The sequence below is a fragment of the Bacillus cereus group sp. RP37 genome, assembly GCF_040459695.1.
Lineage (GTDB): Bacteria > Bacillota > Bacilli > Bacillales > Bacillaceae_G > Bacillus_A.
Genome location: NZ_JARVHP010000001.1, coordinates 1206405 through 1227258, shown reverse-complemented (window position 1 = coordinate 1227258; position 20854 = coordinate 1206405). Strand labels below are relative to the sequence as shown.

Sequence of the window (20854 nt, the reverse complement as noted above, 5' to 3'; positions counted from 1 at the left end):
CAAATATTATAAAAAACATTTACACAAAACAAGAAATTCTCTTTTTTATTTTTCGCCTTGTCCTGCTATTAACCAGTCTATTGCGCCCTAATCCTATTATAAACCATATTTCTTTAGGCGATGAAAAAAATAGCCGCTAACACGAAGTGATAACGGCAATGTAATCTACATATATTTTTGCCAATAACAAGAAAAGAAAAACCTTTTCCTACATTTATATCATAAAATGATGAATGACTCAACAAATGGAAACGCTGTTATATTAGTTATTACGTTTTGCAATCAAATCGCAAATAGATAGTAAATATTCATCTTGTAATTGCAAGGAACCAATAGCATCTTTTGCCTTTGCAATTGTTTCTTCTAAAATATCCTTTGCTCTATCTACAGTAAATAACGTCGTATATGTGCTCTTTTCGTTGGAAACATCACTACCAATCGGTTTTCCGATCTCTTCTTCGGTTCCTTCCACATCTAAAATATCATCTCGAATTTGGAACGCTAGACCGATATATTTTGCAAACGCAAGTAACTTTTCTTCTTGTTCTTCTGTGGCATCTGAAAGTATCGATCCTGCAAGTACAGCGAATTCAAGTAGTTTCCCAGTCTTATGCTTATGAATATACTCCAACTCATCAATCGTAAGCTGTTTTCCTTCAGCTTCCATATCCGCCACTTGTCCGCCAACCATTCCTTCTGGCCCTGCCGCTTTTGCAAGCTCAAGTACAAGTCTTACTTTTTTCTCAGCAGTAATTTCCTTTTGTTCATATGCCATAATAACTTGAAAAGCATACGTCAACAAACCATCGCCTGCTAAAACTGCCATCGCTTCACCAAATACTTTATGATTTGTGGGCTTCCCTCTTCTTAAATCATCATCATCCATACAAGGTAAATCATCATGAACTAACGAGTATGTATGTATCATTTCAAGAGCACAAGCTGCACCTACTCCAAGATTTTTTTCTTTACCAAACGCTTGTAATGTTGCAAATAAAAGTAACGGGCGGAGACGCTTCCCACCCGCTTCCAAAGAATATGCCATCGCTTCACGAAGTACATTTGGACATTGTAATTCATTTGCATAGCTTACAAGCTTCTCTTCTACGAAAGTTTTACTTTCTTTCAAAAAAGTATCAAAAGCAACAGTCACTATGCTTCATCTCCTAAAGCAGTAAACGGTTCAAGCTCTCCATCTTCCCCAAGAATAACTGCCATTTGTTCTTGTACGTTCTTCAACTTCTCATCACAAAGCTTAGATAATTCCATACCCTCTTTAAAATAAGAGATTGCTTCTTCTAAAGGTACGTCACCTTGTTCTAGCTTAGAAACGAGATGCTCAAGTTGCGAAATTGCCTCTTCAAAACTTAATTTATTTTCCATTATTCAATTCACGCTCCTCTATGCCTGATACGCTACAATCTAGTATTCCATCTTGTAATTGAACTGAAACAGCATCTCCAAGGCTGACATCTTTCACACTTTTTAACACTTGCTTCTCTTCATCATATACAAGCCCGTACCCTCTCATCATTACTTTAAGCGGACTTAACGCTTCAAGTTTTTGAGCAGCTCTTACAAAGGCAAATTCTTTCGTTTGAAGTAATGTTTGCATTTCACGTTGCAATTGCTTTTGCAATGTTTCAACTGCTACCTTCGTTTGCATAATTTTTTGAGATGGGTGGTGCTTCTCTAAATAGAATGAAAGCTGTTTTAACTGATTTACCTTTTTATCAATATAGCGCTCTTTCGCTAACACAAGCTGTTCTAACGCTCTATCTAATTGCTCTTCTTTTTGCTCATATACTTGTCTTGGATAACGGAACGCATAAGATTTTTGCAATACTTGTAGTTTTTCTTCTTTTTTATGTACTAACTCTCTCATTGCTCTTTGCAATCTTAGAGTTCTTTGTAATACCTTTTCTTGTAACTCTATAATGTTAGGCGCTGCCAGCTCAGCTGCTGCAGTCGGTGTTGGCGCACGTAAATCGGCAACAAAATCCGCAATTGTAAAGTCCGTTTCATGTCCTACTGCCGAAATAATAGGGATGTCACTCTTAAAGATTGCCCTTGCTACCATTTCTTCATTGAAAGCCCATAATTCTTCAATAGAGCCTCCCCCGCGCCCAACGATTAGGACATCTATCTCTCCCATTGCATTCGCTGTACGAATCGCTTGTACAATTGAGGGAGCTGCTGACTCCCCCTGTACAAGTACCGGAAACACAATAACATTTCCAATTGGATAACGACGTTTAATCGTTGTTATAACATCACGAATCGCTGCCCCTGTTGGCGACGTAATCACACCTATTGTTTTAGCATAAGGAGGAATTGTTTTTTTATAAACTTGAGAAAACAAACCTTCTTCCTCTAAACGAACCTTTAATTGTTCGTAAGCTAAATGCAGGTTTCCGACTCCATCAGGCTGCATATCTTGAATATAAATTTGATAAGAACCACTCGCCTCGTAAACGGAAATTTTCCCTTTCACAAGTACCTTCATCCCATTTTCAGGTCTGAATTTAATATTACGATTATGACCCGCAAACATAACCGTTGCGATTCTTGCATTTTCATCTTTCAATGTAAAGTACATGTGGCCACGACTATGATTTTTAAAGTTGGAAATTTCACCTTTTAACCAAACAGACTGTAAATGCGGATCATATTCTATTTTTGTTTTTATATAGCGTGTTAACGCTGTAACGGTTAAATATTGTTTCTCCATTTCTCTCTCCTCATAGCCGACTCAAATTATTTACAAACGACACCTGCACGTTTAGCAGATTCAACAGTATTATGAAGAAGCATTGTGATCGTCATTGGACCAACACCCTTTGGTACAGGTGTAATGTAACCTGCAACATCTAACACGTTGTCAAAGTCAACATCACCACAAAGTTTACCTGTTTCTAAACGGTTTACACCAACGTCGATTACAACCGCTCCTTCTTTAATATAATCAGCTGTTACCATTTTAGGTCGTCCAACAGCTACGATTAAAATATCAGCTAACTTCGTTAACTCTTTCATATTTTGCGTTTTAGAATGACAATATGTGACAGTTGCATTTTCATTTAAGAACAATTGCCCCACTGGCTTGCCGACAATATTACTTCTTCCAATTACTACAGCATGTTTTCCCGAGATATCAAGATTTGTTTCTTTTACTAATTCTACAATACCGTGCGGTGTACATGGAAGGAATGTATCTTGTCCCGTCATCATACGTCCCACGCTGATTGGGTGAAATCCATCTACATCTTTTTCTGGTGAAATTCTTTCAATGATAGCTTTTTCTTCAATATGTTTTGGTAAAGGTAATTGCACTAATATGCCATTAATACGGTCATCGCCATTTAAGCGATCGATTTCAGCAAGCAAACGCTCCTCAGTAATTGTTTCAGGAAGTTCAATTAGCTCTGAATAGATTCCTACTTGTTCACAGCCCTTTTCTTTTCCTTTTACATAAGAACGAGATGCTGGATCTTCTCCAACTAGAATAACTGCTAATCCTGGTACAATCCCTTGCGCTTTCAACTTCACAACTTTTTCTGTTAATTGTGCTCGTTTTTTCTCCGCAACTTCATTTCCTTTGATGATTACTGCTACCATTTTAAGATTCCCCCTTAAAGAAATTACAGTGTATCTTTTATATTAGATAAAACGCCGTTAATAAAACGACGAGATTCCTCATCCCCAAATGTTTTAGCAATTTCAATTGCCTCGTTAATTGTTACGTTGTGTGGAATTTCTTCCATGTATTTCATTTCATACACAGCTACACGTAAAATACTGCGATCAACAATACTAATACGCTCAAGCTTCCATTTTTTTAAGTTTTGACGAATCGCTTCATCAATTACTTCTTTATTTTCTACAAAACCTACTACAAGTGATTCTAGAAACTCATTTGTTTCTTCACCTTCATCTAGCGTGTTTTCCACCGCTACTTTCGGTTCTAATTCACCTGTAATATCCATTTGATATAATGCTTGCATAGCTCTTTCTCTAGCCGTCCTACGTTTCATTGTAACTCTCCTTTATGCTTCAAGTCTTTCCTTATGCTTTGTTATATTATTATAATTTATAAGCCGTCAATTCACTTACTCTTACAGTTTTCATTGATTTTCCAACCTTATAATACAATGATAATAACACAATTTATCGTTTCACACACGGGTTACAAGGCTGAAAAATAATAAAAAGATTAACTTCAAGTTCCATATCTTATCACAATGTACGTTTTTTGGAAAAACGAAACATTTTCTTTTTGATTTCTTATTTTTTGAAATAGTATAATAATTAGAGGGTTTTTATTTGTGAAGAAATGAAACGATAAAAAAGATGCCTATGTTACTAGGCACCTTTTTCATTCTTACACTGGTTCGATTTCTGTTTTTTGTGTTTCGAATGTTACGCCAACGATGTGAACATTCACTTCTTTTGGCTCAAGCCCTGTCATTGTAAAGAGTGCTTGGCGAATGTTGTCTTGAATCTTTTGTGCAACAACCGGAATCGCTACGCCAAAATACATCACAACATAAAGGTCAACGATAATATCTTCGTTTGCTAATTCAACCTTTACACCTTTACCATGATTTTTCTTACCTAACTTCTCAACAACATCTGTAGCAAAATTCCCACGCATTGCCGCTACACCTTCTACCTCAGCAGCTGCAATACCTGCGATTACTTCAATTACTTCTGGTGCAATTTCTACTTTACCAAGAGTTGTATCTTGACCCATATCTAACATATGTTCAGCCATGAAAAAAACCTCCTTTAATGTATCACTGCGTCACAAGTTCATGCTCTTCCAAAAATTTCGTATTAAACTCACCTTTTACAAAATCAGGATGATCTAGCAATTGCAAATGGAACGGGATTGTTGTATGTACGCCTTCGATGACAAATTCACTAAGCGCTCGCTTCATTTTTGCAATTGCCTCTTCACGTGTTTTCCCGTGAACAATTAATTTAGCAACCATCGAATCATAGAAAGGTGGGATTGAATATCCCGGATATACAGCTGAATCGACGCGAATACCAAATCCGCCTGGTGGCAAGTACATTTCTACTTTACCTGGAGATGGCATGAATTTTTTGGCAGGGTTTTCCGCATTAATTCGACATTCCATTGCCCAACCATTAAATTGTACTTCTTCTTGCTGTAACGATAACTTTTCTCCAGAAGCAACACGAATTTGTTCTTTAATTAAATCCATCCCTGTTACCATTTCAGTAACTGGATGCTCAACTTGAATTCTCGTATTCATCTCCATGAAATAAAAGGTTTTCGTTTTATATTCATAAATAAACTCAACCGTACCAGCACCTGTATAATCAACTGCTACCGCTGCTTTAACTGCCGCCTCACCCATCTGCTTGCGCACATTTTCATCAAGTGCAGGTGATGGACTTTCTTCTAATAGTTTTTGCAAGCGGCGCTGAATTGTACAATCACGCTCTCCTAAATGAATGGCATTCCCATGTGTATCTGCCATTATTTGAATCTCAACATGGCGGAAATCTTCAACGTACTTTTCTAAGTATACACCAGGGTTCCCAAAAGCGGTACTAGCTTCTTGCTGTGTAATTTGAATTCCTTTTACAAGCTCTTCTTCATGACGTGCAACACGAATACCTTTTCCGCCGCCACCTGCTGTCGCTTTAATAATAACTGGATATCCAATTTGATTAGCAAGCTCGATCGCTTCTTCGGTATTTTTAATAATCCCTTGTGAACCTGGTACAATCGGAACCCCTGCTTCTTTCATTGTATCACGAGCAACGTCTTTTGTGCCCATCTTTGAAATAGCTTCTGGACTTGGACCGATAAAAATTAAGTTACATTCACGGCATAACTCTGCAAAATCTGCATTCTCTGCTAAAAATCCGTATCCCGGATGAATAGCATCGCAGCCTGTTAACTTCGCAACACTAATAATGTTCGTCAAATTTAAATAACTTTCTTTCGAAATCGTTGGTCCTACACAATACGCCTCATCAGCAATTTGTACGTGAAGTGACTCTTTATCTGCTTCTGAATAAATTGCGACTGTTTCAATATCCATTTCTTTACAAGCACGAATAATTCGTACAGCAATTTCCCCACGATTGGCTATTAATACTTTTTTTATCATCACAAAGACTCCCTTATTACGCTTTTACAAGAAATAGCGGTTGTCCATACTCCACAAGCTGTCCATTATTAACAAGAATCTCAACAATTTCGCCATCTACATCAGCATCGATTTCGTTAAATAACTTCATAGCCTCGACAATACATACAATAGAATCTTTCGATACTCTATCCCCTACACTTACATATGCAGGTGTATCAGGCGAAGAAGAAGAATAGAATGTACCTACCATCGGTGATGTAATTTTATGTAGGTTCTCATTTTGAACAGATTTTTTCTCTTCTTGATTTGGTACTTCCACTTGTGCTGCCGCTACTGTTGTTTCAACTTCAACAGGTGCTACTGGTTGCACGGCTTGTTTTGCTACAGGTGCTTGCACCGCAACAACTTCATTACCACGCTTTTTCATTTTGATTGTCGTACCATCTTTTTTGTATTCAAATTCATCAATATTAGAGCTATCAATTAATTTAATTAATTCACGAACTTCTTGAATTTTAAACATGTAAAATCCACTCCCATACTCTTGTTTGTCCCGTTTTTACAGATTCTCGTCACTAAAACTAGATTGACTGTAAAAATACGATGTACTCTATTAGAAAATGCATTTCATTTCCTAATAGAAATAGTTACTATTTCCATCTTACGATAAATTTTTTAAACATTCCAATTTATATTTCTTTATAATAAATCGAAACTCCTGTAAAAATATTATTCCAATAAAAATTTATTACCTAGTAATAATACCAAGTTTCACATGAAATTGGCAAGACCACTTCCTCAAAAACATTCCTTACTTTTTCAAAAGGCTACACAATAAACAGATAATTACCGCTCCACTCTTCACCTCATCTATAGTCAATAACATATTTTTACCAAATATTATTTTTTTGTTTACACACCGTTCATCATTCCTTCATATAAGAATAGTATGTTCAAAGTGTAGAAAATATATCGTATCGAGGTGTGGACATATGATATGGCTCATTCTCTTCTTACCTGCCGTAATGGTCTGGGCATTCGTTCTCTTCATCCACGTCAAATCCGGAAAAAGTAACCATCGCTACCATGAACCGCTAATCTTTTACTCACAACGTATCTCTCCGTTCCGAGTTGAACATAGTAAAAACAACTACAAAGACGAAATAGAAAAAAGCTATCGAAAATGATAGCTTTTTTCTATTATTATTTTCATCAATTAACTATTTTCAAACAATCCGATTCGTAAAAACTAATAATCCGCGGGGAATTTCCCCGCGGATTATTAGTTTTTATTTTGTTGGTGGATCAAATTTCACACCTACATCTTTTGATCCGCCTTCACTTCTTACAAGCTGTATAATTTTATTCGCTTCTTTTTGTGAATGTTTTGCTGCTTTTACAGTTACTCTAATATCAGTTCCATCAGCTCTTACAAGGGCATCTTTATATCCTCCTTGAGACTTAATCACTGTCTCAAGTAATTCTTGCTTCGTTTCCATTGTAGTAATTGCATCAAAATTATCTTTCGCTTTACTCTTTTCTGTTGCTGAAGATTTTGCTGAATTCATCACTTCTTGTAATCTTGATTTTTGTTCACTTAGCTGATCTTCCATTTGCATACGTAACGCTGTGAAATTTTCATCACTTGATTGAACTGTTACGTTAGCATCTTTTTTACTTGTTTCTTTGTTAGCACTCTCTTTTTTGTCTGTTTCTTTATTTGTTTCTTTATTTGATGTTTCCTTGCTTGTATTTTCTTTTTTTGGCGTTTCTTTAGGTGCTTCGTTTGTTACTGCTTTATCAGTACCTTGTTTTTCTTGTCCAATCTTTTCACCTGTCGCCGGCGATGCTGTATTCATTTTGTCAGGAGTTGTTACGTAATACACAGATAGTACAACAACTAAACTTAACATCGTTAATAGCCAAACCGTTTGTTTTTTTAACACTTTATTTCCTCCCTATCAATTTTTCGGTGAAACTGAAACGCGATGGGCTGGTACATCTAATAGCCGTATTACAGCTTCTTTTACCATCGCTTTAACTTGTATATTATCCACTCCTTTTGCTACGACAAGAACACCTCGTACTTTCGGTTTCTCTGTTCGTAAAACAACGGGAGTTTCTTTATCCCCTTCACGTATAATGACGGTCTTTTCATCAAGAGACTCATCTTCTACTTTCCTCTTACCGCCTGTTTTATCTGTTTCACCTGTTGCTTGTGAACGTTTCACTGTATTTTTTTCTAATATTTTTTCTTCTGATGAATCCAAATTCACTTTAATCGTTACATCTTTTACTCCTGCTATTTCTTCTAAAGCTGCTTTTAATTCTTGTTCATACGCTTTTTCATACTTTTCTACATTTGACATACTATCGTTACTTTTTTGTCCGAAAGTTGGTACATCTTTTTCTTGGTTTTGCGTTTTTTGTTCTTTAAATACAGGTACTTCTTCTTTTTTACTTGAAAATAAACTACTAGAAAACATAAGCAAAATCCCAAGTATGAGTAGGACAAGTAAAAACTTAGGTGTTACCTTTTTTCCCTTCTCATTGCTTTCCTTTTCATCCCCATTCAATAAGTTTCGAAAAAATGAGAATTTCGAATTTTTATCTTTATTGTCCATTTACTCCACCTGTCCTCCCTTCCATTTGAACTTGGATTTGTTTATTCTCTAGTTGCCACCTGCTTGAAAAGAAGTCTTGCATTTCTACATTCGTTTCTTCTACTTTTTTCGGCGGTTCTTTCATGTTAATTTCAACTGGCTTTACTGTTTCGATTGCATCATTTTTACTACGTTCTTTTTCTTTCAACGTCACAACAACAGATTGAATATCTTTCGCTGACTTTACTTCCGTTGTACTTTCCGCTGCGACTATTTGTATTTCAGAGACTGTCATACCATACTTTTTCTCGAACTCTTTTCCTACTTCTTTTTTCATTTTGGTAGCCATCTCTTCTAAACTATATGCACGTGTTAGAGCTTGTATTTCTTTTTTCTTCGAATCTATTGAATTTTTTACAGATCCTTCTGCTACATACTTCTCTTCATTAAAATTTGCGATTACTTCATTTACATCTGTTTGCAATAGTTTAAAAAGAGGCGTTAAGATTAATACAACTAATAATAGACTTACAACGAATTTAACGTACTTTTGCAAATTTGAATTTGGAAGAATAAGATGAAGCATTGTCGCTAAGAGTAAAAAAACGATAATATTTCTAATCCACTCTGTAACAAATTGCATACCCTTCACCTCCTACCGCATCATAAGTGTAATGTTCCCCGCAGCAATAATAATTGTGATACTTAAAAAGAACATAAACGATACGATAGCTAAGCAAGCAAATACATAAATGATGCTCCGTCCAATGATATCTAAACATTGAATAATTGCTCCGCCGCCAACTGGCTGTAATACTGCTGCTGCGAATTTATAAATAAACGCGATACAAAAGATTTGAATCGCTGGAAAAGCGACAATTAGACATAGGATGACGAGCCCAATAATTCCGACGGTGTTTTTTAATAATCCCGACGCACTAATAACAGTATCCGCCGCCTCTGTAAACATTCTTCCTACTACAGGAATAAAGTTCCCTGTTACAAATTTAGCAGTTTTCACAGCGATTCCATCAGCAACAGCTGTCGCTGTTCCTTGTACAGATAATACCCCTAAAAAAATCGTTAAAAAAATACCGATAATCCCAACACTAACGTTTTGCAGAAGCTTGGACAATTTCGTAACTTTATATTGATCACTCATCGTACTTACAATACTTAATATCGTTGCAAGTAATAAAAGTGGTAGAACGATATAATTCATCAAAAGCCCACTCGTGTTCATTAAGAAGATGATAATCGGATGAAAAAACGCTACAGATACAACACCGCCTCCCGTTGCTATGAGTGCAAGCAAAATTGGCAATAGCGCTAATATGAAATCCACCATTGTTTGTATCGTTTCTCTGGCATATGTCATAACGACATAAAAACTATTTAAAGCGAAAATAATAAGTACCATATATACAACCGCATCGGCAATTTTACTTACACTACTCTTTGAAAATGCAGATTGCAGTGATTGCAACAATGCACTGAAAATTGTAAGCATAATGAGCGTTCCCAGTAGCTTCCCATTTGCAACAAGCTCGTGAAATAAATACTTTAATAAACCAAGCATCCACTCTTTTATAGAAACTTCTTTTTCTCCCTTTACAAACTCCATAAAGCTACCTTTTTGACTTTCTGGTAAATAACCTCCATATTTTGTAACAAGCCCGTCCCAAAATTGCTTCACATCTTCAATTCCGAGCTTATCCAATTGTTGATCAACGACGTTTGTTTCTACAGGAGAAGCTTGTACAACAACCGGTAAAGAAAAGAAAAGGAAGCAAGCAAATAGCAGCTTAGCTCCAAAGCCCCTCAACATTCACTCCCCCTTATCCCGTCGGTAAAAATCCGAGAATAGTTTCAATTACAACCGTTAAAATAGGAATCGCCATAACGAGAATTAGAATCTTTCCAGCTAATTCAATTTTCGAAGCGATTGCACCTTGCCCTGCATCTTTTGTAATTTGTGCTCCAAACTCAGCAATATAAGCAATCCCTATAATTTTTAGCAACGTTTCTACATACACGTTGCTAACTTTTGCTTCACTCGCTACTCTCTCAATCATTTGTAAAATAGCGTGAATTTGATCGATTAAAAGAAGGAACATCACGCTACCTACGAACACAATAAATAACGACGTAATGCTAGATTTATGCTGATTCAGTACAGCTGCTAAAAACGTAGCAACGAGGCCTAATCCGACAATTTGTATAATTTCGATGCGAACCGCCTCCTTTACTGGAAGAGAAAGACACTTTTAATCTTGTCGAATAAAGTATTAATTAAAAATGCGACATGAAATAAAATAACGACAAAACCGACAAGGATAACCCAATTTGCAATATCCTCTCTCTTTAATTCTTTTAGTACGGTATGAATGAAAGCTAAAACAATGCCGATTCCGGCGATTTGAAATATTAATCCAACATCAATGGACATCGCCTTTCTCCCTCCTATAGCAGTAAAATTACGATAAGTAGCCCCGCTAGTACCCCTAAGCTCTTAATCATTTTTTCGTATTGCAGTTGTAATGCTTTCGCTTCTTCTTCTTCTCTCTCTAAATGCGTAATACATAAGCGAATATGTTTTTGTTGTGATTCACGATCATGTTGTCCAAGCGTTTCACCAAATTGTTGCAAAATCTCATACTCAGTTTGTTGAAACGCTGTTAGCTTCCAATTTTCTTTCAAACTATCTATCCAAGCCTCTCTAACTGTTTGTTCTCCACTTTCTAACCTTCTAGCGAAACTTTGAAATATCCAATTTAGTGGCTTCGGCATTTGTTTCACTAATCGCTCAGCGGCTTCTGATAAAGGTGTATGCCCGTACATAATTTCTGCTTCTAGTGATTGAAGTGCCGCTTTCAATAATCTAAGTTGCCTCGGTCTCTCACTGTACCTCTTAGCGTATGAAAACCCGAAAAAGGTACTGACGGCAACGATTAACACTGCACCAAATATTTTCACCATACGCCTTGCACCTTTCTATGAGGTAATACCGATTTTCCATCTTTATCTTTCACTTGCATTACTGTTCCTGGCCCTCTTGCTTTTGACAATTCCACAAACCTATCAAATACGCCGAGCTCTAGCACTGCCTTTAGTGATGGGCGCTTCACCACATCATCATAAGAAAATCCATGTGCGCTTATAAAAAGCTGAACCCCCGCATGTACTGCCTCCATAATTGCTTCACTATCTTCTTTACGACCAATTTCATCCACAATTAATATATCTGGGCTCATAGAACGAATCATCATCATCATTCCTTCAGCTTTTGGACATGCGTCTAACACATCTACTCGTGTGCCAAAGTCATATTGCGGGATGCCTTTCACACAACCTGCAATTTCTGACCGTTCATCAACAATCCCCACTTTACAAGAAGGAATTTTCGAAGCACTTACACCTTGACTCATGCAACGTGCTACATCTCTTAAAAGTGTTGTTTTCCCCGTTTGCGGCGGGCCAATTACCATCGTGTTTAACCAGCGTGATTTATACAAATACGGCAAAAGCGGTTCAGCAATTCCTATTTTTTGACGAGCAATACGAATATTAAAGGAAGAGACATCCCGAATCATTTTCACTGCGCTTTGTTCTGTAATGACTTTTCCCGCTAAGCCGATTCTATGTCCTCCTCGAAGTGTCACATACCCACGTTTTAATTCCTCTTCCATCGTATAAATTGAGAATTGACTTAACTTATTTAGTAAATAGATTGCATCCTCTGCTGTAACGATATAGTCATAAAAAAACACTTCTCCATGCGCAATACACTCTAGCGGTCTTCCAATTCGAACACGAATTTCCTCTAGAGCATCGCACCACTTACAACTTTCCACTAGCTGCTTCATCGTTTTCGGTAAAACTTCTAATACTTCTTTCATCAGCTTCTCCCCACTATACTCGACTTACTATTTCAACAGCGCGATAAAAATGCAGCCAATTCCAAGCGCTAGAAAAAAGAGTTTCAAGAAGGAAATCTCACTTGCCACACTCGCTATGCCTATTGTCATTGTTAAAATTAATACGGTCGGTCCAACAAACGCCAACATACCATTTATAAACAATGCTTTCTTCGCATCATTCACATAAAGCATAAGCAAAGCGGCGAATATTTCCGCGCTACCTGAAAACAACCGAAGTAATCCCATCACAAGCACGGATGTTTCCATTGCCGCTAGCCACTGTTTCATTCTCCCACCTTCTCCCATAACGGTTACTAGTGCTGCACTCCAAAAAAGAATATATTTGTACAACCATATGCAGAGGTTGTCTATTTCAGAAGTAAAAACATATTTTTTCTCTAACGCCTTTGTTAAATCTGAATATTCTCATTAATTTATGGTATATTTAATTTAAAAGGGGTATAGACGATGCAGCACGTTACTTTAGTACCACTCGATTTACGCTATGCAAATGTGATTTTTGAGCTATCAAGTGATCTACACATAAAAAATGCATTAGGAATACAGGTAGAAAAAATCGAAGACACAAAAGCATTCCTTCTTTTCGCCATAGAAGAAGAACGCCAAAAGAAATCGTTATCGAGAGTGATTGTAAATGAAGCGAATGAAATAATTGGTCTCACCACGCTTAAACATATTAATTATGAGAAAAAGCAATCTCACATTGGCAGTTGGCTTGGTTATCCATACTGGGGAAAAGGCTATAATGAGGCTGCCAAAAAAGAAATTTTAAAAATCGCTTTTTTAGACTTACAACTTACATACGTATTTGCTGGTGCTAAAACGACTAATATCCGTTCGTTAAAAGCACAAGAGAAACTACCTTATATTTCATTGCATGTGGAAGATAAATTTCCAGACGAACATGCTGCATTAGAGAGAGAAGTAAAATCACCTTGCGTACTGCATGTCGTATCACGCGAAAATTTTTTAAATTGGCTGGAATTAGAAATTGAGGGGGGAAAATATGAAGGTATTGAAAATTAGTTTAACTATTGTAGTAGAATTAGCTCTTATTTATCTTTTTTCATTATTGGTCGGTTGGTCATTTATGGAGGCCTTTTTCCTTGGTAGTTTAGCGATATTTGCAATTACGTGGTTCATTATTATGAGTAATCATAGAAACAACATTACAGATCACGCAATAAGTAAAACATTAACTGGCGTTGAGACTGGCGAGATAAAACCATTTCAAATTGTTTTGACTCCATATATTATGGGTACCCTTTCACTTGTCTTAGTTAGTTTTGTTATAACAGCGATTTATTATTTGCCCTATTTTCTATAAAAAAAGCACTCGTGATGATCACGAGTGCTTTTCTACTATGCACGAGAAACGTATTTACCTTCACCAGTGTTGATGATAAGCATTTCGCCTTCGTTAATGAAGATTGGTACTTGTACAACAAGACCAGTTTCTAATGTAGCTGGTTTTGTTACGTTAGAAGCTGTATCCCCTTTAATACCAGGCTCTGTTTCTGACACTTTTAATTCAACTGTGTTCGGAAGTTCAACACCAAGTACTTCGCCTTGGTAAGTCATAATAGATACTTCCATGTTTTCTTTTAGGAATTTAAGCTCGCGCTCGATTTGGTTTTCACCAAGTTCGATTTGCTCATAAGTTCCGTTATCCATAAATACGTGAGCCTCACCGCTTGCGTATAAGTATTGCATACGACGGTTTTCGATGTGTGCTTTTTCTACTTTCTCACCTGCACGGAATGTTTTCTCTTGAACAGAACCTGTGCGAATGTTACGTAGTTTAGAACGAACGAATGCAGCACCTTTACCTGGCTTTACGTGTTGGAAATCAAGTACTTGCCAAAGGGCATTGTCCACTGAAATTGTTAAACCTGTACGAAAATCGTTTACTGAAATCATGTAAAAAAATCCTCCTGTGTATTACAAAATAATAAGTTCTTTTGGTGATTTCGTAATTACTTCATTACCTTCACTTGTTACAATGATATCATCTTCAATACGTACGCCGCCAATACCTGGAATATAAATACCTGGTTCTACTGTTACAGCCATACCTGGTTCAAGTACTGTATCAGAACGGAACGCTAAACCTGGTGCTTCATGGATTTCAAGACCGATTCCATGACCAGTAGAGTGTCCGAAGTATTCACCGTATCCTTTTTCCGTTATGTAATCGCGCGTTAACGCATCCGCCTCGCGGCCACTTAAACCAGCTTTAATACCGTTCACACCACGTAGTTGTGCTTCTAAAACGATATTATAAATTTCTTTCAATTTATCAGATGGTTCACCAACTGCAATCGTACGAGTAATATCAGAGCAATATCCTTTGTAATAAGCGCCGAAGTCTAATGTAACGAAATCTCCTGTTTCTATCACTTTTTCAGATGCCACGCCGTGCGGTAATGCCGAACGAAGACCTGAAGCAACGATAATATCAAACGAAGAAGATGTTGCTCCTTGTTTTCTCATGAAAAATTCAAGTTCATTTGACACTTCAATTTCAGATACTCCCGGGCGAATGAATGATAGAATATGTTCAAAGGCAGCATCTGCAATCTGTGCAGCTTCCTTTAATATCTTAATCTCTGAATCAGTCTTTATCAAGCGTAACTTTTCTACAAGCCCAGAAGTTGGGATAAATTCAGCATCGATCGCTTCTTTATGCGCTGAATAAGAACTATATGTAAGAGTATCTTGCTCAAAGCCAAGCTTTTGAATTCCTAGTTCCTTCACTTGATTTGCAACTTCATCAATGATTAATCCTGCATGCTGTACAATCTCGTATCCAACCGCTTGTTTACTAGCCTGCTCTACGTAACGGAAATCCGTAATAAATTGAGCACGGTTTTTCGAAATCAGTACAACACCAGCTGTTCCTGTGAAGTTAGCCATATATCTACGACTATGTTCATTTGTTAACAAAATACCGTCAATACCAGTCTCATCAAATGCACTTCTTAATTTTTCAATCTTCTCCATTACTTTATGCCTCCCTCAGTTTCTCCATTAATGCAAATAACGCTAACTTATAGCCATAAAAACCAAATCCAACAATTTGTCCCGCACAAACAGCCGCCGTCACAGATTCATGACGGAATGATTCACGCTGGTGAATGTTAGAAATATGTACTTCAATAACAGGAATCGAAACGCTCGCAATTGCATCTCGAATCGCATAGCTATAATGCGTAAATGCTCCAGGATTTAAAATGATCCCTTCATATATATCTTCCGCCTCATGAATACGATCGATAATCGCACCTTCATGATTCGATTGGAAACATTCTAACTCCACTCCCATTATTTCTGCTTCTTGCTTCATATCTGCTTCAAGTGTCGCTAGCGTGCCCTTGCCATATACATTTACCTCACGAACACCGAGGCGATTTAGGTTAGGACCGTTTACGAGGAGTACCTTTTTCATATGCTTAAAACTCCTTAATATTAAATGTCTATACAACATTTTAACATAGGAGTTACTTGTTTGAATAGTTTGTCTTCTCCTCTCCTTCTCGCTCAGCTTTATTGGTATTTACTGCGTAGGAAACAGAGTATGCTATAAACACACCATACAATATAAAAATACATATTGTCGTCACAATTGTTTCTTTTGGTAAATGGAGTGCACTTTTAATAGCGGGTGCTAGTAACCCCATTCCGAAAAATAGTAACGCCCACCAAAATAGACCGTAAATCATTCCTGGAAGAATTCCTTCAAACTTTGCCAAAAACGCTTTATACAAAAAGGCAATTAAAATCGAAAGTAGTGCCATACAAACAATTCCTGACACATTGCCCCATACCCCTTCTTTCCAGCTTCCAAAGGCAAATGGTAATAGTAAATAATTCGGTCCCGCTTCCGTAAATGAAAATATATGAAGGAAATACCATATTCCTCCCCAAAAGAGTCCACCAAATAAACCAATTTGCACAAAATTCCTTGTTCCTAATTGTTCTTGACTCACATCGACACCTCCGCTCAATAGTATGCCCGAAACTATTTTGAACCATGTTTAAATACTGCGAAATTTGTCTATAAAAAGAATAAGAAATGTCCGACTCTCGTAACATTTCCCCTTGTCATCTACTTGTATTTGTCGATAAAATAAAGGAAACTCGGTGATTGTCTTATTTCGAAATGACAGAACCCAGTATGACAATTGCCTCTTTTTCTACATAAGAGAGAAACAAATACAGGTTGGTGTTAACATGGCAGAAGAGTCAAAACAAATATATGGCGGGCAAGCAGTCATAGAAGGAGTTATGTTTGGCGGTAGAGAATATACTGTTACAGCGGTTCGTCGTAAAGATAAATCGATTGAATTTTATCGATTACCACGCGTTCGTAATAAAGCATTATCTATCCTAAAAAAAATTCCATTTTTACGAGGGATTGCCGCTATTGTGGATGCAAGTGCGAACGGTGCAAAACATTTAAACTTTGCTTCAGAACGATTTGATATCCATCCAGAAGAAGACGAACAAATTGCAAATAAAAAAGAAGAACAATCGAAATTAACGATGGTATTAGGAGTTGCAGCAGTTGGCGTTTTATCTTTCATATTCGGTAAAGTCATTTTCACAGCAGTTCCTGCACTACTAGCTGAATTAACGAGACCGATTTTCCCATCTCATACAGGGCAAATCATTGTCGAAAGTGTCATTAAGCTCATGCTATTATTGAGCTATATATACTTTATTTCTTTAACCCCACTTATTAAGCGGGTATTTCAGTACCACGGTGCGGAGCATAAAGTAATTAATGCCTATGAGAATAATCTTCCAATGACTGTAGAAAATGTTCAAAAACAAACTCGCCTCCATTATCGCTGTGGCAGTAGCTTTATTATATTTACAGTCATTATTGGAATGTTTGTTTATTTCCTTGTCCCTACAGATCCACTTTGGGCCAGAGTCGTAAACCGTATTTTATTAATTCCAGTCGTTCTCGGCATTTCTTTTGAAGTGTTACAATTTACGAATCGATTACGCGATATTCCCGTATTACGCATACTTGGATATCCCGGATTATGGCTGCAACTATTAACAACGAAAGAACCAACAGACGATCAAGTGGAAGTAGCCATTGCATCGTTTGAAGAATTATTACGTTTAGAAAACAAACAATAATTATTTAAAATTGGTGTTCAACTCCTTTCCTCATCGTTAATATACTAATTTTAATATATGTTTTTAGGAGGTGTCCCTTATGAACGGTCGTTCGTTTACTTTCGCTATATTTGTGCTTATTATCGGATTAGCAATATTCGGCCTTGTTTCATCTGTCATTACAGATCCAATGGGAGTGTTAAGAAATATTGGTATCATGTTGGCTGTCGTTGGTATCTTTTATTTACTCTACAAAATGTTTACAAACTCTAGTGGTTCTGCAAATTCGCAAAGCTCTTATAAGCGTGCTGCAAAACAATCGAACCGCAAACATGGGAAACAAAATGTAGCACCCCTAAGCAATTCTTTCTTTAAATCAAACGCTTCTAATGACAAAGGGAAAAAAGGCACTCCTTCCACTTTGAAGCGAAAAAGAAAACAATCTCATTTAACTGTCATTGAAGGTAAAAAAAACAAAAAGAAAGACCGTGCTTCCTTTTAGGAAATACGGTCTTTTTTTATATTTTGAAGCACTTCTTTCAGACTTTTATCTTTCATACTCTCAATTCGAAGGTGATGATTTTCAAATGGTAAATTTCGTGTCACATCATTAGGCACAACAACGCACGTTAACCCTGCTGCAATCGCTGCTTTCAATCCATTTAACGAATCTTCAAACACAACAGCTTCAGATGGCTCAATTTCTAAATCCTCTATTGCAATTCGATAAAGTGCTGGATCTGGTTTTACCTTCTCAACATCTTCTCTCGTTTTAATGACTTCAAAATAATCTCGAATTTGTAGCTCTTCTAAAAAATGAATAACCCATTCTCTAGATGAACTGGAAGCTAATGCGATTTTTAATCCCATTTCTTTCGCTTCCTCTAAATATTCTTTTACCCCATCACGCGCTTCTGGTATTTTCATTTTCTCTTTATGTAAAGTTTTCACTTTTTCTTGTAATGCGTGCTTGTTAAACTTCTCTTTTAATTGCCCATTTAAATATGTATACAGTACATCGTCTGTCGTTCCAATACATTTTGCAAATTCCTCTAAAGGTAACTCCCCGCCGTACTCACGAACAGCATCTCTGAAAGAGTGAAACCATATTGTTTCTGTGTCCACAATTAATCCATCAAAATCAAAAATAATTGCTTTCATAATTCTCCCATCCTTTTCGATTGTAATAAAAAAGGAAACGCCATACGTTCCCCTTAATTACTTTTCTCTTCATTTGCTTTTTGAACACCGCGAAGTGTTTCCACTCTAACTTCATCTTGTTCAAAGTATTGCACTAAATCACCGATACGGTCAATTGATTCCCAACTTAAATGATGTTCAATTCCTTCTACATCATTATAAATTTTACTTTCATCCACACCAATAATACGCATAAACTGCTCTAACAATTCATGACGATATACGAGACGTTCTCCGATTTTTTTACCTTTTGATGTTAATACAAGCCCTCTATATTTTTCATAAATTAGATATTCGTCTTTGTCTAATTTTTGTACCATTTTTGTTACAGAGGATGGATGTACACTAAGTGCTTCAGCAATATCAGATACACGGGCATAACCCTTTTCATCAATCAACAAATAAATTTGTTCAATATAATCTTCCATACTAGGGGTAGGCATCGGTTTCCTCCATCCAATTTCATTTTGCTCATTCCGTACGAAGCAATCAATAAAATGATACACCAGAAAGAATAACGTGACAAGGTAGAAACGAGCCTAAATATATAAAACAAAAAAGAATCTGTATTCCCATACAGACTCCCTTATGTAAAATATTGAATTTCTGCATCAGGAAAAAACTCATGTATATAACCTCTTATCGTTTCTTCCAATACTTCTGCGTCATCTTTTTTATATACGTATTTCCCAATACCATATCGTCCCCATTTATACTTTCGCTTCTCTTCATCCATTTCAAGCTTCGTATTCGGATAACGCTCTTGAATCACTTTTTTTGCCGGCTTTGTAAAGCGATGTTGAATTAATTCAAATGATAAATTTGGTATCGTCATATCTTTCAATGCATTGTACAATCTTTCAAATAACTCACGGTATCCTTCTTCCCATCCTTCATGCATATAAATTGGTGCTACTATAAATCCGAGCGGATAGTTAGCCCCCGCTACTTTGCGAGCAGCCCCAATTCGATCTTCAAACGGTGATGTCCCCGGCTCAAAATTTTTAATCACATAACGAGAATTAATACTAAACCGGAAACGAGTTTTCCCATTATGTTTTGCATCTAATAAATGATCAACGTGCGAATATTTCGTAACGAAACGTAAACGCCCATGCTCACTTTCTCCAATGAATTCAATCGCCCGCTTTAATGCATGTGTTAAATGATCAATTCCGACGATATCTGATGTACAAGCCGCTTCAAACCTTGTTATTTCAGGTGCTCTTTCATCCATATATTGCCTTGCCTTCTCAAATATTTCATCAAGATTCACATACACGCGAACGTAAGGCTTACTCCCAAGTGTCGTTTGCAAATAGCAATAATGACAATGTCCCATGCACCCCGTTGCGAGCGGAATTGCATATTCAGCTGACGGTTTTGACGTATCAAACTTTAATGTCTTCCTCACTCCAACAACAAGCGTTGCTTTTGCATTACGATACTTTTGCAAATCATTTTCACCTGGCAAATTTCTAATTTGATTATGGGATGTCGTTTCACGAATTTCCAATCCCATCTTCGTAAACTTCTCATACAGCTCTTTTCCAAGCGGATATTCGAGTGCCTTCGGTTCAAAGTAAACGAGTTTTGGCATAAATGGTTTCATAGGCTTCCCTCCTCTCGTTAGTATGGGAAACGATGAAAAATTAACACGCATTAAAGTTTTCCACGTTTTAACAGCCTTTCAAAAGGCTGTTTTTCTTCTGTCTAATTTTACAAATTGAAAAATTTCATAAAGAAAATAAGAAAAATGCAAAATAATTAAAGTTAATTGTTGACGTGATGCTTTTATTATCGGTATCATAAATCTTCGTGAGCAATTATTTTTCGTTATACGATT

At 36.7% G+C, this 20854-nt stretch carries 29 protein-coding genes; 5 read left to right on the top strand and 24 right to left on the bottom strand.

Translation table 11 applies throughout. The features are described from left to right. Positions 1-262 precede the first annotated feature (262 nt). The 8 genes from ispA to accB form a co-directional block, all read right to left on the bottom strand. Positions 263-1153: a (2E,6E)-farnesyl diphosphate synthase gene (ispA, locus tag QCI44_RS06570; protein ID WP_016086328.1), complete on the bottom strand. Its 891-nt coding sequence runs from the start codon at positions 1151-1153 to the stop codon at positions 263-265. Further along, complete coding sequence (gene xseB / locus QCI44_RS06565) at positions 1153-1383, bottom strand: exodeoxyribonuclease VII small subunit (RefSeq protein WP_000428423.1); 231 nt, start codon at positions 1381-1383, stop codon at positions 1153-1155. Before xseB ends, ispA begins: the two co-directional genes overlap by 1 nt. Further along, a complete protein-coding gene (gene xseA / locus QCI44_RS06560) occupies positions 1373-2731 on the bottom strand; it encodes an exodeoxyribonuclease VII large subunit (RefSeq protein WP_016086327.1) in 1359 nt (452 codons plus the stop codon). The genes xseB and xseA overlap by 11 nt, the downstream gene beginning before the upstream one ends. 26 nt (positions 2732-2757) lie before the next feature. After that, positions 2758-3618 (bottom strand): bifunctional methylenetetrahydrofolate dehydrogenase/methenyltetrahydrofolate cyclohydrolase FolD, encoded by an 861-nt coding sequence (gene folD / locus QCI44_RS06555; RefSeq protein WP_353811043.1) that lies wholly within the window; start codon positions 3616-3618, stop codon positions 2758-2760. Between the two features lie 23 nt (positions 3619-3641). After that, the gene (gene nusB / locus QCI44_RS06550; RefSeq protein WP_000830249.1) at positions 3642-4034 is read right to left on the bottom strand and encodes a N utilization substance protein NusB; all 393 of its coding nucleotides are present in this window, start codon (positions 4032-4034) and stop codon (positions 3642-3644) included. A gap of 347 nt (positions 4035-4381) precedes the next feature. Further along, positions 4382-4774 (bottom strand): Asp23/Gls24 family envelope stress response protein, encoded by a 393-nt coding sequence (locus QCI44_RS06545; protein WP_000807630.1) that lies wholly within the window; start codon positions 4772-4774, stop codon positions 4382-4384. 22 nt (positions 4775-4796) lie between these two features. Then, positions 4797-6149 carry an acetyl-CoA carboxylase biotin carboxylase subunit gene (accC, locus tag QCI44_RS06540; RefSeq protein ID WP_016086325.1) on the bottom strand — a complete coding sequence of 451 codons (1353 nt, stop codon included), beginning with the start codon at positions 6147-6149 and terminating at the stop codon, positions 4797-4799. A 16-nt stretch (positions 6150-6165) separates the two neighbouring features. Continuing rightward, on the bottom strand, positions 6166-6654 hold the full coding sequence (accB, locus tag QCI44_RS06535) for an acetyl-CoA carboxylase biotin carboxyl carrier protein (RefSeq protein WP_016086324.1): 489 nt from the start codon (positions 6652-6654) through the stop codon (positions 6166-6168). A gap of 469 nt (positions 6655-7123) precedes the next feature. Between accB and QCI44_RS06530 the strand changes: the two genes are divergently transcribed. Next, positions 7124-7318: a hypothetical protein gene (locus QCI44_RS06530; RefSeq protein ID WP_061658350.1), complete on the top strand. Its 195-nt coding sequence runs from the start codon at positions 7124-7126 to the stop codon at positions 7316-7318. Between the two features lie 102 nt (positions 7319-7420). Here QCI44_RS06530 and QCI44_RS06525 read toward each other — a convergent pair whose 3' ends face one another. The 9 genes from QCI44_RS06525 to QCI44_RS06485 are packed head-to-tail and all read right to left on the bottom strand — an operon-like array spanning position 7421 to position 12942. Continuing rightward, entirely contained in the window at positions 7421-8077 is a 657-nt protein-coding gene (locus QCI44_RS06525; RefSeq protein WP_016086323.1) for a SpoIIIAH-like family protein, read from the bottom strand. Between the two features lie 15 nt (positions 8078-8092). After that, the gene (gene spoIIIAG, locus QCI44_RS06520; protein WP_353811042.1) at positions 8093-8755 is read right to left on the bottom strand and encodes a stage III sporulation protein AG; all 663 of its coding nucleotides are present in this window, start codon (positions 8753-8755) and stop codon (positions 8093-8095) included. Continuing rightward, on the bottom strand, positions 8745-9377 hold the full coding sequence (gene spoIIIAF, locus QCI44_RS06515; protein ID WP_016086321.1) for a stage III sporulation protein AF: 633 nt from the start codon (positions 9375-9377) through the stop codon (positions 8745-8747). The genes spoIIIAG and spoIIIAF overlap by 11 nt, the downstream gene beginning before the upstream one ends. 12 nt (positions 9378-9389) lie before the next feature. Next, positions 9390-10562 (bottom strand): stage III sporulation protein AE, encoded by a 1173-nt coding sequence (spoIIIAE, locus tag QCI44_RS06510; protein ID WP_016086320.1) that lies wholly within the window; start codon positions 10560-10562, stop codon positions 9390-9392. Between the two features lie 10 nt (positions 10563-10572). Then, positions 10573-10956, bottom strand: a complete 384-nt coding sequence (spoIIIAD, locus tag QCI44_RS06505; protein ID WP_077317075.1) for a stage III sporulation protein AD — start codon at positions 10954-10956, stop codon at positions 10573-10575. Positions 10957-10979: 23 nt separating this feature from the next. After that, positions 10980-11183 (bottom strand): stage III sporulation protein AC, encoded by a 204-nt coding sequence (gene spoIIIAC, locus QCI44_RS06500; protein ID WP_000020914.1) that lies wholly within the window; start codon positions 11181-11183, stop codon positions 10980-10982. Positions 11184-11197: 14 nt separating this feature from the next. Then, positions 11198-11713 (bottom strand): stage III sporulation protein SpoIIIAB, encoded by a 516-nt coding sequence (gene spoIIIAB / locus QCI44_RS06495; RefSeq protein WP_016086319.1) that lies wholly within the window; start codon positions 11711-11713, stop codon positions 11198-11200. Then, positions 11707-12633: a stage III sporulation protein AA gene (gene spoIIIAA / locus QCI44_RS06490; protein ID WP_353811041.1), complete on the bottom strand. Its 927-nt coding sequence runs from the start codon at positions 12631-12633 to the stop codon at positions 11707-11709. Before spoIIIAA ends, spoIIIAB begins: the two co-directional genes overlap by 7 nt. Positions 12634-12660: 27 nt before the next feature. Further along, positions 12661-12942 carry a YqhV family protein gene (locus QCI44_RS06485; protein WP_000816054.1) on the bottom strand — a complete coding sequence of 94 codons (282 nt, stop codon included), beginning with the start codon at positions 12940-12942 and terminating at the stop codon, positions 12661-12663. A gap of 180 nt (positions 12943-13122) precedes the next feature. Here QCI44_RS06485 and QCI44_RS06480 point away from each other — a divergent pair, with 180 nt between their 5' ends. Both QCI44_RS06480 and QCI44_RS06475 read left to right on the top strand, forming a co-directional pair. Then, a complete protein-coding gene (locus tag QCI44_RS06480; protein ID WP_353811040.1) occupies positions 13123-13701 on the top strand; it encodes a GNAT family N-acetyltransferase in 579 nt (192 codons plus the stop codon). Then, entirely contained in the window at positions 13682-14002 is a 321-nt protein-coding gene (locus tag QCI44_RS06475) for a hypothetical protein (RefSeq protein ID WP_016086315.1), read from the top strand. Before QCI44_RS06480 ends, QCI44_RS06475 begins: the two co-directional genes overlap by 20 nt. A 35-nt stretch (positions 14003-14037) precedes the next feature. On the opposite strand, the gene efp is transcribed toward QCI44_RS06475, so the two are convergent. From efp to QCI44_RS06455, 4 genes are read right to left on the bottom strand one after another with little or no spacing between them, the layout of a single operon-like run. Then, entirely contained in the window at positions 14038-14595 is a 558-nt protein-coding gene (gene efp, locus QCI44_RS06470; protein WP_016086314.1) for an elongation factor P, read from the bottom strand. A gap of 21 nt (positions 14596-14616) precedes the next feature. Beyond that, positions 14617-15678 carry a Xaa-Pro dipeptidase gene (gene pepQ, locus QCI44_RS06465; RefSeq protein ID WP_016135328.1) on the bottom strand — a complete coding sequence of 354 codons (1062 nt, stop codon included), beginning with the start codon at positions 15676-15678 and terminating at the stop codon, positions 14617-14619. 4 nt (positions 15679-15682) lie between these two features. Further along, entirely contained in the window at positions 15683-16123 is a 441-nt protein-coding gene (aroQ, locus tag QCI44_RS06460; protein ID WP_353811039.1) for a type II 3-dehydroquinate dehydratase, read from the bottom strand. A gap of 52 nt (positions 16124-16175) precedes the next feature. Continuing rightward, positions 16176-16664 (bottom strand): YqhR family membrane protein, encoded by a 489-nt coding sequence (locus tag QCI44_RS06455; protein WP_016086311.1) that lies wholly within the window; start codon positions 16662-16664, stop codon positions 16176-16178. A 244-nt stretch (positions 16665-16908) separates the two neighbouring features. Between QCI44_RS06455 and QCI44_RS06450 the strand changes: the two genes are divergently transcribed. Both QCI44_RS06450 and QCI44_RS06445 read left to right on the top strand, forming a co-directional pair. Beyond that, positions 16909-17829 carry a DUF1385 domain-containing protein gene (locus tag QCI44_RS06450; protein WP_016086310.1) on the top strand — a complete coding sequence of 307 codons (921 nt, stop codon included), beginning with the start codon at positions 16909-16911 and terminating at the stop codon, positions 17827-17829. Between the two features lie 79 nt (positions 17830-17908). Continuing rightward, positions 17909-18310 carry an SA1362 family protein gene (locus QCI44_RS06445; RefSeq protein ID WP_001978909.1) on the top strand — a complete coding sequence of 134 codons (402 nt, stop codon included), beginning with the start codon at positions 17909-17911 and terminating at the stop codon, positions 18308-18310. Here QCI44_RS06445 and QCI44_RS06440 read toward each other — a convergent pair. The 3 genes from QCI44_RS06440 to splB all read right to left on the bottom strand — a co-directional run bounded on the left by QCI44_RS06440 (position 18307) and on the right by splB (position 20620). Further along, positions 18307-18969: an HAD family hydrolase gene (locus tag QCI44_RS06440; protein ID WP_016086309.1), complete on the bottom strand. Its 663-nt coding sequence runs from the start codon at positions 18967-18969 to the stop codon at positions 18307-18309. The genes QCI44_RS06445 and QCI44_RS06440 overlap by 4 nt on opposite strands. 53 nt (positions 18970-19022) lie before the next feature. Continuing rightward, complete coding sequence (mntR, locus tag QCI44_RS06435) at positions 19023-19451, bottom strand: transcriptional regulator MntR (RefSeq protein ID WP_001143080.1); 429 nt, start codon at positions 19449-19451, stop codon at positions 19023-19025. A gap of 143 nt (positions 19452-19594) precedes the next feature. After that, on the bottom strand, positions 19595-20620 hold the full coding sequence (splB, locus tag QCI44_RS06430) for a spore photoproduct lyase (protein WP_016135329.1): 1026 nt from the start codon (positions 20618-20620) through the stop codon (positions 19595-19597). Positions 20621-20854: the final 234 nt, after the last annotated feature.

Coding starts and splice junctions, on each gene's coding strand:
- spoIIIAG (WP_353811042.1), bottom strand. CDS start 8,755: ATGGACAATAAAGATAAAAATTCGAAATTCTCATTTTTTCGAAACTTA.
- spoIIIAB (WP_016086319.1), bottom strand. CDS start 11,713: ATGGTGAAAATATTTGGTGCAGTGTTAATCGTTGCCGTCAGTACCTTT.
- QCI44_RS06530 (WP_061658350.1), top strand. CDS start 7,124: ATGATATGGCTCATTCTCTTCTTACCTGCCGTAATGGTCTGGGCATTC.
- QCI44_RS06440 (WP_016086309.1), bottom strand. CDS start 18,969: ATGAAAGCAATTATTTTTGATTTTGATGGATTAATTGTGGACACAGAA.
- xseB (WP_000428423.1), bottom strand. CDS start 1,383: ATGGAAAATAAATTAAGTTTTGAAGAGGCAATTTCGCAACTTGAGCAT.
- spoIIIAA (WP_353811041.1), bottom strand. CDS start 12,633: ATGAAAGAAGTATTAGAAGTTTTACCGAAAACGATGAAGCAGCTAGTG.
- spoIIIAE (WP_016086320.1), bottom strand. CDS start 10,562: ATGTTGAGGGGCTTTGGAGCTAAGCTGCTATTTGCTTGCTTCCTTTTC.
- efp (WP_016086314.1), bottom strand. CDS start 14,595: ATGATTTCAGTAAACGATTTTCGTACAGGTTTAACAATTTCAGTGGAC.
- xseA (WP_016086327.1), bottom strand. CDS start 2,731: ATGGAGAAACAATATTTAACCGTTACAGCGTTAACACGCTATATAAAA.
- QCI44_RS06545 (WP_000807630.1), bottom strand. CDS start 4,774: ATGGCTGAACATATGTTAGATATGGGTCAAGATACAACTCTTGGTAAA.
- QCI44_RS06485 (WP_000816054.1), bottom strand. CDS start 12,942: ATGAAACAGTGGCTAGCGGCAATGGAAACATCCGTGCTTGTGATGGGA.
- accB (WP_016086324.1), bottom strand. CDS start 6,654: ATGTTTAAAATTCAAGAAGTTCGTGAATTAATTAAATTAATTGATAGC.
- QCI44_RS06450 (WP_016086310.1), top strand. CDS start 16,909: ATGGCAGAAGAGTCAAAACAAATATATGGCGGGCAAGCAGTCATAGAA.
- QCI44_RS06445 (WP_001978909.1), top strand. CDS start 17,909: ATGAACGGTCGTTCGTTTACTTTCGCTATATTTGTGCTTATTATCGGA.
- QCI44_RS06475 (WP_016086315.1), top strand. CDS start 13,682: ATGAAGGTATTGAAAATTAGTTTAACTATTGTAGTAGAATTAGCTCTT.
- QCI44_RS06480 (WP_353811040.1), top strand. CDS start 13,123: ATGCAGCACGTTACTTTAGTACCACTCGATTTACGCTATGCAAATGTG.
- spoIIIAC (WP_000020914.1), bottom strand. CDS start 11,183: ATGTCCATTGATGTTGGATTAATATTTCAAATCGCCGGAATCGGCATT.
- accC (WP_016086325.1), bottom strand. CDS start 6,149: ATGATAAAAAAAGTATTAATAGCCAATCGTGGGGAAATTGCTGTACGA.
- aroQ (WP_353811039.1), bottom strand. CDS start 16,123: ATGAAAAAGGTACTCCTCGTAAACGGTCCTAACCTAAATCGCCTCGGT.
- mntR (WP_001143080.1), bottom strand. CDS start 19,451: ATGCCTACCCCTAGTATGGAAGATTATATTGAACAAATTTATTTGTTG.
- pepQ (WP_016135328.1), bottom strand. CDS start 15,678: ATGGAGAAGATTGAAAAATTAAGAAGTGCATTTGATGAGACTGGTATT.
- folD (WP_353811043.1), bottom strand. CDS start 3,618: ATGGTAGCAGTAATCATCAAAGGAAATGAAGTTGCGGAGAAAAAACGA.
- splB (WP_016135329.1), bottom strand. CDS start 20,620: ATGAAACCATTTATGCCAAAACTCGTTTACTTTGAACCGAAGGCACTC.
- nusB (WP_000830249.1), bottom strand. CDS start 4,034: ATGAAACGTAGGACGGCTAGAGAAAGAGCTATGCAAGCATTATATCAA.
- spoIIIAF (WP_016086321.1), bottom strand. CDS start 9,377: ATGCAATTTGTTACAGAGTGGATTAGAAATATTATCGTTTTTTTACTC.